This window comes from Arthrobacter sp. AQ5-05, assembly GCF_003287975.1.
Lineage (GTDB): Bacteria > Actinomycetota > Actinomycetes > Actinomycetales > Micrococcaceae > Paeniglutamicibacter.
This window is the reverse complement of the sequence record NZ_QMKQ01000006.1, coordinates 156717-168234: the sequence shown is the minus strand read 5'-3', so window position 1 is coordinate 168234 and position 11518 is coordinate 156717. Positions and strand designations below refer to the sequence as shown.

9 protein-coding genes are annotated in these 11518 nt (G+C 66.1%); 7 read left to right on the top strand and 2 right to left on the bottom strand.

Annotation, left to right across the window (positions count from 1 at the left end):
• Window positions 1–191: 191 nt before the first annotated feature.
• The 7 genes from DQ353_RS08505 to menD all read left to right on the top strand — a co-directional run bounded on the left by DQ353_RS08505 (window position 192) and on the right by menD (window position 8339).
• Entirely contained in the window at window positions 192–782 is a 591-nt protein-coding gene (locus tag DQ353_RS08505) for a winged helix-turn-helix domain-containing protein (protein WP_286166687.1), read from the top strand.
• Window positions 779–1465 (top strand): SRPBCC domain-containing protein, encoded by a 687-nt coding sequence (locus DQ353_RS08500; RefSeq protein ID WP_113762323.1) that lies wholly within the window; start codon window positions 779–781, stop codon window positions 1463–1465. Before DQ353_RS08505 ends, DQ353_RS08500 begins: the two co-directional genes overlap by 4 nt.
• A gap of 28 nt (window positions 1466–1493) precedes the next feature.
• Window positions 1494–2492: an o-succinylbenzoate synthase gene (locus DQ353_RS08495; protein WP_113762322.1), complete on the top strand. Its 999-nt coding sequence runs from the start codon at window positions 1494–1496 to the stop codon at window positions 2490–2492.
• 205 nt (window positions 2493–2697) lie between these two features.
• The gene (locus DQ353_RS08490) at window positions 2698–4773 is read left to right on the top strand and encodes a PhoX family protein (protein WP_113762321.1); all 2076 of its coding nucleotides are present in this window, start codon (window positions 2698–2700) and stop codon (window positions 4771–4773) included.
• Between the two features lie 186 nt (window positions 4774–4959).
• Complete coding sequence (locus tag DQ353_RS08485) at window positions 4960–5487, top strand: RNA polymerase sigma factor (protein WP_113762320.1); 528 nt, start codon at window positions 4960–4962, stop codon at window positions 5485–5487.
• Window positions 5480–6598, top strand: coding sequence for a hypothetical protein (locus DQ353_RS08480; protein WP_113762319.1), 1119 nt, complete (start codon window positions 5480–5482; stop codon window positions 6596–6598). The genes DQ353_RS08485 and DQ353_RS08480 overlap by 8 nt, the downstream gene beginning before the upstream one ends.
• Window positions 6599–6641: 43 nt before the next feature.
• Window positions 6642–8339, top strand: coding sequence for a 2-succinyl-5-enolpyruvyl-6-hydroxy-3-cyclohexene-1-carboxylic-acid synthase (gene menD / locus DQ353_RS08475; protein WP_113762318.1), 1698 nt, complete (start codon window positions 6642–6644; stop codon window positions 8337–8339).
• Between the two features lie 95 nt (window positions 8340–8434).
• On the opposite strand, the gene DQ353_RS08470 is transcribed toward menD, so the two are convergent.
• Both DQ353_RS08470 and DQ353_RS08465 read right to left on the bottom strand, forming a co-directional pair.
• Window positions 8435–10297, bottom strand: a complete 1863-nt coding sequence (locus DQ353_RS08470; protein WP_113762317.1) for a glycoside hydrolase family 35 protein — start codon at window positions 10295–10297, stop codon at window positions 8435–8437.
• Between the two features lie 59 nt (window positions 10298–10356).
• Entirely contained in the window at window positions 10357–11376 is a 1020-nt protein-coding gene (locus DQ353_RS08465) for a LacI family DNA-binding transcriptional regulator (RefSeq protein ID WP_113762316.1), read from the bottom strand.
• Window positions 11377–11518 lie beyond the last annotated feature (142 nt).

Below are 11518 nucleotides of genomic sequence, written 5' to 3'. Positions count from 1 at the left end.
TTGCCCGTGGAATCGGGCATCAGCGGGGCGATCAGTTCCCACTGGTCATCGGAGAGCACTGAGTAACGGGATTTCACCCGTTAATTCTGCCAAATGAGACCAAACGCGATTAGGAGACACGCCCTAGCGTACTTCCGTTCCGCGCCGGTCTCTTGACAAATTAATTTGTCGTTGAAATTCTTGGAGGCACGTTGGACCTCGAAGTGATCGAAGACCCGCGGGCCGCGGCCGCAACGCTGGACCCGATGCGCCGGCGGCTGCTGGCCGGGCTGGGCGAACCGGCCTGCGCAAGCATGCTGGCGGCCAGGCTGGAGATCCCGCGCCAGAAAATCACCTACCACTTGAACCAAATGGCCGAGCTCGGACTGCTGGCGCAGGTGGAACTGCGCCACAAGGGCATCATGACCGAACGGCTCCTGCAGGCGACCGCGGCGTCCTACGTGATCTCGCCGGAAAGCCTTGCCTCCCTCACACCGGCACCCGAGGACCTGCGCAACGAATTCTCCGCAACCTGGCTGCTGGCTCTGGCCGCACGGACCATCCGTGAGGTCGGCGCCCTTCTGATCGGCGCACGCAGGGCCCGCAAGGGCTTCGGAACCTTCGCCATCGACGCGGACATCGTCTTCGCCTCCGCCCGCGAACGGGCGGAATTCAGTGCCGAACTCGGCCTCGCAGTAGCCCGGCTCGCCACCAAATACCACGTCAACACCAACTCAACCACCGGCCGGGCCCACCGCCTGGTCGTGGCCCTGCACCCAACCTTGAAGGAAGGCACGCCATGAGCAAGGAGTTCGAGATCGTCGAAGTGCTGGTGATGGACAGCACCCCGGAACGCATCTGGGAAGCTGTCACCAACGGCACCGCTGCGTGGATGTTCCCCACGGACCAGTGGCCCTCGGTGCGCACGGTGGACGAGTACCCCACGCACCTGGTCACCCGGATGGACGGGCCCGACGGCTGGTTCAACCAGCTCGAGCACGTGCTGACCCCGGGGGAGAACGGCACCGCGGTGCGCTATGTCCACTCCGGGATCTTCGTCGAGGACTGGGACAACCAATACGACGGGGCCTCCAGGCATACCGTCTTCTACCTGCATACCCTGGGCGAGTACCTGCGCCACTTCGATGGGCTCCCGGTGGTCTTCAGCGACATCCAGGGACCCGAGGCCTCCAAGGCCCCGGATGCACTGGGTACCTGGCTTTCGACCCTGGGCCTGGAGGACGCCGCGGCCGGCACCGAATGCGAGCTGCAGCTGCCCGGGCGCGGAACCACCCGCGCCACCGTGGACTTCCGCAACGAGAACTTCGTGGGGCTGCGCACCTCCGACGCGCTGGTGCGGATCTTTGGCCGCAACGCCTTCGGCGGCCCCGTCGGGGTGACCGTCCACGACTTCGCCGCCGGCGCCGAAGCCCAGACCAACACCGCGGCCTGGCAGGAAGCGCTCGACGCCGCCTACCGGAGCTGACCGTGTAAGGGAAGATAGGCTGGAACCCATGAACCAGATGCCGGACCTTGACGAGCTAATCAACGCCTCACATGTGGTTTCCCTGCCCATGACCGTGCAATTCCGCGGGGTGCGGCACCGCGAGGCGCTGCTCCTTCAGGGCCCGGCAGGCTGGGGCGAGTTTTCCCCCTTCCTGGAATACGGCCCGGCCGAGGCCTCCGCCTGGCTGCGCTCGGCCATCGAGGCGGCCTGGGACGGCTATCCGGAGCCGGTGCGCCAATCCATTCCGGTCAACGCCACGCTGCCGGCAGTGGGCCCGGAGCGGGTCGAAGCGGTGCTGGGCTCCTACGACGCGGCGCACACCATCAAGGTCAAGGTCGCCGAAACCGGCCAGGACCTCGCCCAGGACGTGGCCCGGGTGGCCGAGGTCCGCCGCCTGTTTCCCGCTGCCGCGATCCGCATCGATGCCAACGCCGGATGGGGCCACGACGAGGCGATGGCGGCACTGGAGGCGCTGGCCGGCTTCGGGCTGCAATACGCCGAACAGCCCGTGGCAGGCATCGACGGCCTGGCGCGGGTGCGCGAGGAAGTCGCACGTCGCGGACTCGGGGTGCTGGTCGCCGCCGACGAATCGGTGCGCAAGGAATCGGACCCGCTGGCGGTGGCCCGCGCCGGGGCGGCTGACCTGATCGTGATCAAGGCCCAGCCGCTGGGCGGGGTCCGCCGGGCACTGCAGGTGGTGCGCGACGCCGGGTTGCCGGCGGTGGTTTCCTCCGCCCTGGACACCTCCATCGGCCTGCGCCAGGGAGCAGCCCTGGCCGCCGCGCTGCCGGAGCTGCCCTACGCCTGCGGACTGGCCACCGGATCGCTCTTCTCCTCCGACATCACCACCGACAGGTTCCTGGCCGTGGGCGGGGAACTGCGCTTGCGGGATATCGCCGCCGACCCCGACCTGCTGGCCAAGCACGCGGTCCCCGCCGAACGCCGCACCTGGTGGCACCAGCGCCTGGCCGACTGCCACCGGGAATTGCTGGCGGCCAACCGCTGATATGCAGCCGGCGCATGGGCCTTGCCCGTCGCAAAAAACCGGATCTCCTCCGGTTCCGTGACCCGGGCCACAAAGTGGCCCCTATGCCCGGAAACCGACACCCTCCGGTTGCCCGCCGTTAACCTCGTGGCGGCCGGACGCTCACCGGTGGCTGGAACGCTGGGAATCGAAGTCATCCACTCGATAGCGTTGCACGGAGAAAACCATGAGCCCCACACGTACCTTCCTTCCCATGCTCGGCCACACCCGCGGCAACCGAGACGCGGCCACCTGCCACTTCAAGTGCGGCAACGCGTGTGCCAAGGACGTCTGCAACACCAGCTCCAACAGCTACTTCCGCGACATTGCCGACGCCGCCCTGAGCCGCCGCTCCATCCTGGGCCTCGGGGCCGTGGCCTCGGCCGCCCTGGTCATCGGCGTGGACACCCTGGCTGCTCCGGCCGCCCAGGCCGACACCCTTGTGGCCCCCCAGGGTGGCGGGAAGTTGTCCTTCAATGCCATTGCCCCGGTGCCGCGCACCGTTGATGCCATAACCGTTCCCGAGGGCTACGACTGGGCACCGATCATCCGCTGGGGCGACCCGCTGTTCAACCACGCCCCGAAGTTCGACATCACCAAGCAGAGCGCCAAGCGCCAGGCCGGCCAGTTCGGCTACAACAACGACTACCTGAACATCATCGTGGACAAGTACTCCGGTCGCTCCGGCGTGCTGGTGGCCAACCACGAATACACCAACGAAGATTTGATGTTCGACCCGGCATGGTTCGAGGCTAACAAGGCCGAAGCCGCGAAGATCGCCATGGCCGCCCACGGGTTCTCCGTGGTCGAGGTCAAGCGCGTCAAGGCCGGGACGCCCTGGTCCTACGTCCGCGGGGGCGAGCGCAACCGCCGCATCACCGCCACCACGGCCTTTGCCATCGACGGCCCGGCCGCCGGTTCCACGCTGCTCAAGACCGTCGCGGACCCCACCGGCCGCAAGGCGCTGGGCACCTTGAACAACTGTGCCGGCGGCACCACCCCGTGGGGCACCGTGCTCTCCGGGGAGGAAAACTTCAACCAGTACTTCCGCGGCACCGGGTCGGCCACCGACGCCCGCTACGGCATCGCCGACACGCCAACCGAACGCGGCTGGGAGGACGTGGACCCGCGCTTCTCCGCGGCCAATCCCGGCTACGAGAACGAGATCAACCGCTTCGGCTGGATCGTGGAGATCGACCCGCAGAACCCGGACTCGACCCCGGTGAAGCACACCGCGCTGGGGCGTTTCAAGCACGAGGGCGCCAACGTGCGCATCGCCGACGACGGCCGCGCCGTGGCCTACTCCGGCGACGACGAGCGCTTCGACTACGTCTACAAGTTCGTCTCCAAGGCCAAGTACCGCCGCGGGGACCGGAAGCACAACATGGGCCTGCTCTCGGAGGGCGACCTCTACGTTGCCAAGTTCTCCGGGAACTCCCCGGCCTCCCAGATCGACGGGTCGGCCGCAGTTCCCGCCGACGGTTCCTTCGACGGCACCGGCAGCTGGATTCCGCTGGCCAAGGACGGGGCCTCCAAGGTCCCGGGCATGAGCCTGGAAGAAGTACTCGTCTACACGCGCCTGGCCGGCGACAAGGTCGGGGCCACCAAGATGGACCGCCCCGAGGACGTCGAGCCGAGCCCTGTCACCGGCAAGCTCTACATTGCGCTGACCAACAACACCCAGCGCAACACCACCGGCAAGGCAACCGCGGACGAGGCCAACCCACGCACCAAGAACCGCGACGGCCACGTCATCGAACTGACCGAACGCAACAACGAAGCGACGGCCACCGAGTTCTCCTGGAACATCCTGCTGGTCGCCGGGGACCCGTCCAAGGACGCGAGCACCTACTTCTCCGGGTACCCCAAGGAAAAGGTCTCGCCGATCTCCTGCCCCGACAACCTGGCGTTCGACTCCAAGGGCAACCTCTGGATCTCCACCGACGGCCAGCCCGGCACGATCGGCTACTGCGACGCCCTGCACAAGGTCACCCTGACCGGGAAAGACCGCGGGAAGGTCGAGCAGTTCCTGGCCGTCCCGGCCGGCGCCGAGACCTGCGGACCGCTGATCCACGACCGCGACGGCTCGGTGTTCGTGGCCGTGCAGCACCCCGGCGAGGGCGGCACCTTCGCCGACCCGATCTCGTTCTTCCCGGACTACGTGCTGAACCCCTCGAAGGCCAAGCGCGGCGAGGTCTACGGCCCCCGCCCCTCGGTGGTCCAGGTCTTCACCTCGGCCAAGGGCAACGGTCCCAAGAAGTAGCCGCGCTTTGCCGCATGCATGCGGCGTCGATGCACCATCAAGTGCCCTTGGGGGCAACGAGACGACTCGTTGCCCCCAAGGGCACTTTTGCGTGCCCGGAAGGTTTTCGGTTTCCCCATGTCAGGAACGCCCCGATGGCGGAAATAGATAGGGTATAAGACTTACCAACGAGATCGAGGGAGGCCCATGCAACCGGATGCAAGGTTGCTGGAGGGCGAAAGCACACCCCCAAGCGCACCCGAAGAGCGGTTCAGCAATTTCTACCGTCAGCATTATTGGCTGGTGCTGGCGTTTGCCCAACGCCGGATCAACAACCACGAGACGGCACGCGACCTGGCCAGCGAGACCTTCAGGGTGGCCTGGTCCAAGTTCGAGCAGGCCGAGCACCTGGGTCTGGCCTTCCTGTACCAGACCTGCAAGAACCTCATTGGGAACGAGTACCGGCGCCAGCTCCGGGTTGCCGCACTCGAGGTCAAGCTGCAGCACTGCCCCGAACGCGGTGCCGGGGGCGAACACTCCCTCCAGCTGCGCGAGGCCATGCTGGGCATGCGGGATGCCGAACGCGAGATCCTGTACCTGACCTATTGGGAGGAGCTCAGCGCCCAGCAACTGGCCAACGTCCTGGGGTGCTCCCGGGAAGCGGCCTGGGCGCGGGTCAGCCGCGCACGAAAGTCACTCAAGAACATCCTACGAAGCGGGGTCCACCATGCCTAAGCAACTTTTCGAGGACGACAGCACGCTCGACGCAGGCATCCGGAATGCCAACCCGTTCCCCGTCGAACAGGTCCCGGAGCTGGATCAGCGCGCCCTGGACGACCTGGCCTCCATCTTGGCCGCACCACCCGCCACGAAGGCTCCAACGGACACTTCTTCGGAGCCCGCCGCAGGGGCGGCCGAGGAACCAGTGTCCTGCAACGTCGTGGCGCTGGATGCCAAACGCAAGACCATGCGCAGGTGGGTGCTGGGAGCCCTGGCTGCCGTCGCCGCCGGAGTGCTCGTGGCGGTGCCTCTGGGATCCGCTTTGGATGGCGCCACCAAGGCGACCGCATCACCCATGCCCTTGGAAAAGATGACACCAAGCACCGTGGGCACCAAGGAAGCCTTGGGGCAACTTATCAAGGCAGCGGAATCCCATCCTGATCCGGCCGGCTTTGATCCGAGCCGGATCGTCATCGGGCACTGGGAGGGAGGTGCCTACGGTGACGGCGGAATCTACGATGACCGCTTGTCGATCCCGACATTCAACGAACATCGTGTGAACCCGGATGGCAGCAGTACGATCCGGCAAACCGTCGGAGAGCCTTTTTCGCTGACCGGCGAATCCGTCAAGTACAACCGCAAGAACCTGATGGACAAGCCCGGCACCGTGATCAACTACGAGTTCGCTCCCGGCGAGCGCAAGGCCATGTTCGACATTGAACCGGGTCGCACCGCCGAGGACTTCTATTCGGGCATCCACGACAAATTGCGGCCGGACAGTGCCATGGTCAACGACGGCCCCCAGGGATTCTTGCAGGTCATGGGCTTTGTCATGATGGACAGAAGGCTCGATCAGGCGGAATCCGCATCGCTGTTGGGAGCTCTGGCCAAACTCCACGGGCTGAAGGTCATCGGGACCACCACCGATCGATGGGACCGGGAAGCCGTCGTCTTTGGCGTGGAAACACCCGAAGGCGGCGGAACGTACCGAACCATGCTGATGTTCAACCCGGAGACCGGGCGCCTGACGAACTACATGGAAGAGTTCGTGGCCGACGACGACCCGGAAACGCGGGGGCATTTCGAGACCAGCATGGTCACCCGCTACATCGCCATCTCTGGATAGACGGAAAGAAGTTCTGGTCGGGGACGGAATTAGGATGGTAGTCATGCCCTCCGATTCCGTTCCCGAACTTTCTTCCATGGAAGTTGCCCGCCTGTTGCTTGCCGCACTGCAGACCCACGGGGTCCGCGACGTGGTGATCTGCCCTGGATCACGCAGCGCCCCGCTGGCCTACGCCCTGGCCGAGGCGGAAGCCGCAGGGACCATCCGCCTGCATGTGCGCATCGACGAACGCGTTGCCGGGTTCACCGCGCTGGGGCTGACCCTGGCCGGCGGCCGGCCGGTCCCGGTGCTGACCACCTCGGGCACCGCTGTGGGGGAGTTGCTGCCGGCAGTCATGGAGGCCAACCACGTCGGAGCCAAGCTGTTGGTCCTCTCGGCCGACCGACCCGCGGAACTCCACGGGACCGGGGCGAACCAGACCACCAACCAGATCGACCTGTTCGGTGCACATGTGCGCGGCAGCGTCACCATTCCCGCAGGAAGGCACCCCGATGCCCTGGTGGGAGAGGCCCTGGCCTTCGCGCGGGGCACCGCCGCGGTGGCGCCGGGCCCGGTGCAGGTCAACGTGGCATTCCGCGACCCGCTGGTTCCGGCACCCGGGGACAGGTTGCCGGAATTCGGTGCCAACGTCGCCCACCCGCCCGTCGCGCTCGCATCCGACAACGACCCGGGATGGCGGAACCACATTCCTGTGACCGAACGCCGAACCGTGGTGGTGGCCGGCCACGGTGCCGGCTCCGAGGCCGAGGACTTCGCCCGGACGCTGGGCCTGCCGCTCTTTGCCGAGCCGAGTTCCAACGCCCGATTCGGGCCCAACGCCATTGGCCCGTACCGGACGCTGCTGGCCGGGCACATGGCAAGGATCGAGCGAGTGGTCCTCTTCGGCCGTCCCACCCTGACCAGGCCCGTGGGCCTGCTTCTGGGCAACCCGGACATCGTTTCGGCGCTGTGGGCCCCGGCCCCCGCCCCGTGGTTTGAACCGGGACGCCGGCGCGAGCAAGCCATCGCCGATCCCGCCGCATTGGCACAGTTCGCAGGAGTCGGGCCCGAAGGCTGGCTGGGGCAGTGGCAGGCGCTGGGGCGGCAGGCCGGGGAAGCCATCGAGCAGGCCCTGGCGGCGGGCGGCGACCTGAACGGACCGGCGGTCGCACGCGAAATCTGGGCACTGTCGCGCGGGAACCTGGTCCTTGGATCCTCCAACGTCATCCGCGACGCCGACCTCTGCGGACGCCCGGCACCTCGTCCCGCCGCAACGGTCTACGCGAACCGGGGACTGGCCGGGATCGACGGAACCCTGGCTACCGCCACGGGCATCGCCCAGGCGCGCGGCGGGCGCAAGACCACGCTTCTGGTCGGCGACGTGACATTCCTGCATGACGTGGGTGCGCTGCTGATCGGTGCGGGGGAATCCGAGCCCGAGATGGACGTCGTGGTCCTCAACGATTCAGGCGGTGCCATTTTCTCCACCCTGGAACACGGTGCCGTGGCCGAATCCGGGCGCTACGCCAACGCCGTCGAGCGGCTCTTTGCCACACCGCACCGGGTGAAAATCCAGCCGCTGGCTGAGGCCTATGGCTGGGAATACCTGGCAGTGGACACCGTGGACGATTTGCGGGACGTGCTGCAGCGCCCCGGGACCCGCCGCATCATCGAAGTGGCCGTTCCGCGATCGGGGCTGCGTGCCCTGCATGCGGGGATCGCCGCACGAGCCAGCGAACTGGCCTGGCCACAAATCCACTAGGCCGAAGCCGCAGGAAAGGGGCGGGCCCTCCCTTGGGATGAAATTTGGCGCATCTCCTATTCGGGCCCGCTGCCGTTCGCGGGGGATCGGCCGTCCTATTGCGGTGCCAACGGTGCGGAACCGGCACCAAGATCCGGGGCGGGGAAGATGGCCGGCGCGTCCGCGGAGCGTCCGTCCAGTTCCAGGATGAGCACCCGGTTGTCTCCGGAGCGGACCACGGGGGCCGGGAGATATAGCCTGGCCTGGGGGCCCGCGTCCCAGAACCTGCCCAGGCAGAAACCGTTGACCCAGACATAGCCCTTGCCCCAGCCGGAGAGGTCGATGAAGCCATCCGCCGGTCCAGCCGCAACAAATCCGAAGGCATGGAATGCCGCTTCGCCCGGGGAAGCCGCGGGTGCTTGGAAAAGCAGCTCGTCAGCGGGGGCCTGGGGGAGCTCCAGGGCGGTCATCGACCAGCCGTGAAGCTCCTGGCGTTCGTGCAGCACCGCGCCCAGGATGCCCTTGCGCTCCCCGACCAGCCGTCCGTAATTGACCCGGCCCATGGATTCGACGTAGAGCTCGATGGCCAGTCCCTCGGGAGGAACGGGCAGGTCGTGGGATTGCTGGTCGTTGCGTTCAAAGACGTGGACGACGTGTCCTCCGACGGCCAGGTGGGCGCGGTCGTTGAGCCCGTCGATGCTCAAGGGGTAGGCGCGTCTCGGGCCGGGGATGGTGGTGGCATAGCGGACCACGCCATGGGAAATTCCCAGCTCCTCGAAGCTCAAGGGGTGGCCTGACTCGATGGTTGGGTTCCCGTGGCTGGCCAAGAGGTCCATGTAGGCGCGCAGCCCCACGGGTGCGGCCTCCGGGACAAGCTGGGTGTGGGGTAACAGCGGCTCGTTGAATTCCTCGAGTTCCGGCACCCGCCGATGCTTCGCAATGACCTCCCGGTAGGCGTGGAACTTCGGCGTGGGCGCTCCGCGTTCGTCCAGCGGAGCATCGTAATCGTAGGAGGTGATGGTGGGCTGGTAGGTGCCGCCGGACACTGCGTGCGGAGGAACGTAGTTCGCCCCGGCCCCGGTGCCGAAGTTGGTTCCACCGTGCGCCATGTAGAAGTTCACCGATGAACCCATGGTGAGCATTTCGTCGAGTGCCTCGGCGGCGTCTTGGGGCCGGCGGACGTGGTGTTCCTCGCCCCAGTGGTCGAACCAGCCGTTCCAGAATTCCATGCAAAAGAGCGGGTCGTTGGGGCGGTGGCGGCGGAAGTTGGCGAAGGCACCGCCGGCGCCGGAGCCGAAGTTTGCCGTTGCGGTGATTCCCGGAACCATGCCGCCGGTGAGCATGTGGTCCTCCGGGCCGTCGGAGGTGAACAGCGGGACATCGATGCCGCGCTGGACTAGCGCCTTGTGGACCAGTTCCAGGTAACGGGCATCGGATCCGAAGGAGCCGTATTCGTTCTCCACCTGCACCATGGAGATGGGGCCGCCATGGGTTTCCAGCAGCGGCACCATGCGCGGCAACAACTCGTCGAAGAAGGCTTCCACGGCAGCAACGTAGCGGGTGTCCCGGGTCCGGACGCGGATCCCTGGTTGGGCGGTCAGCCATGAGGGCAGACCGCCGTTGTCCCACTCGGCGCAAATGTACGGTCCGGGGCGCAGGATGACCTTGAGCCCTTCCTCCGCTGCAAGCTTCACAAAGCGTTCGAGGTCGGCGCCGCCGCTGAAATTGAACTGGCCTTGACGCGGCTCGTGAAGGTTCCACGGCACATATGTTTCAACCGTGTCCAACCCCATGAGCCTGAGCCAATGCAATCTGCTGCGCCACTGCTCGGGGTGCGTCCGAAAGTAGTGAAGGGCTCCGCTGATGATCACGTTCTTGTTCCTCGGTTCTGGCTCGAAGCTGGTGCCCAGCCACGAAGTGAAGGCACTGGCGTTACGTCGCACTAAGGAGAACCAGTCGTGGCCCCGCCGTTGTGTCATTTGATTGTTATCGATAACAAAGAAAATTGCAATGGCGAGGCCTTCGTTGCCCCGGGTGTCTAGCGGGTCGAGGTGCTGGAACGGACGATGAGCTCGGGGGTGATGAGCCTGGTTTGGTTCCGGGAACCGCCCTGCGCATGCTCGCCGAGTTCGGAGTCCAGCTGTTGCACCGCGTGCCGGCCGATTTCTTCCAGTGGCTGGCGGACGGTTGTCAACGGGGGAGTGCAGTATGGCGCCAGTTCGATGTCGTCGATTCCGACCACGGAAATGTCCTCGGGCACCGCGCGCCCCAGCTCCGTCACCGCCTTGATGAGCCCGAAGGCCATTTCGTCGCTGGCCACGAAGACGGCGGTGACATCCGGCATCCGCCCCAGGATCAGCCCCGCCCGGTATCCGGATGCGGCGCTCCAGTCTCCATAGATTTCCGGGGGAACCTGCAGGCCCGCGGATTCAAGGGCGTCTCTCCAGCCGGTGATCCGTGCATCGGACTCGACCCAGTCCTGTGGTCCGGCGACATGCCAGATGTTGGTGTGGCCGCGCTCGATGAGGTGTTCGACGGCAAGCCTGGCGGCATGGACCTGGTCAAAGGCCGCGACCTGTTGGCCTGCGGGGAGGGGGGAATCAATGGCCACCGAGGGGACCTCGTTCAACAGGCTTTCGACTTCGGCGGAGGAACCCTGGAGCGGGATTGCGGTGATGATTCCGTCCACGCCCTGGGCAACAAGCCTGCTCAGCCCCTCTTCCAAGGACCTGGCCGACAGGTCGGTGATGGAAACGAAGGTGACCGAATACCCGCGTGCGGCAGCTTCGCGTTCAATGCCGACAATCAAGGTCATGCGCGAGTAGGAGCTGGTTGAAAGCGTGATCACGCCGATCATGTTGCTGCGTCCGGTGACCAGTGCGCGGGCCGTGGCATTCCTGCGGTAGCCCAGGGACCGGGCGGCCTCCCTGACCGCCTGGCGGGTATCCGGCTGCACATTCGGGTGGTCGCTCAGGACGCGAGAAACGGTTTGTGCCGAAACCCCTGCTAGCTGGGCAACATCGCGCATGGATGGTGCGCGGGACGGTTTCTGGGCCATCGAGTCCCTCGTTTCTGTTGGAGTGCGTCATGTGTCAGGCGTTGGAAACGAATGTTACACGTCAAGTGACTCTATGTGATGCCAACCATTCTTGGCCATGGAATGCGAAAGCCCAAGGAAAGTTCACGGATCGCTTGTTATC

Coding starts and splice junctions, on each gene's coding strand:
- DQ353_RS08480 (WP_113762319.1), top strand. CDS start 5,480: ATGCCTAAGCAACTTTTCGAGGACGACAGCACGCTCGACGCAGGCATC.
- menD (WP_113762318.1), top strand. CDS start 6,642: ATGCCCTCCGATTCCGTTCCCGAACTTTCTTCCATGGAAGTTGCCCGC.
- DQ353_RS08500 (WP_113762323.1), top strand. CDS start 779: ATGAGCAAGGAGTTCGAGATCGTCGAAGTGCTGGTGATGGACAGCACC.
- DQ353_RS08485 (WP_113762320.1), top strand. CDS start 4,960: ATGCAACCGGATGCAAGGTTGCTGGAGGGCGAAAGCACACCCCCAAGC.
- DQ353_RS08470 (WP_113762317.1), bottom strand. CDS start 10,297: ATGACACAACGGCGGGGCCACGACTGGTTCTCCTTAGTGCGACGTAAC.
- DQ353_RS08490 (WP_113762321.1), top strand. CDS start 2,698: ATGAGCCCCACACGTACCTTCCTTCCCATGCTCGGCCACACCCGCGGC.
- DQ353_RS08495 (WP_113762322.1), top strand. CDS start 1,494: ATGAACCAGATGCCGGACCTTGACGAGCTAATCAACGCCTCACATGTG.
- DQ353_RS08465 (WP_113762316.1), bottom strand. CDS start 11,376: ATGGCCCAGAAACCGTCCCGCGCACCATCCATGCGCGATGTTGCCCAG.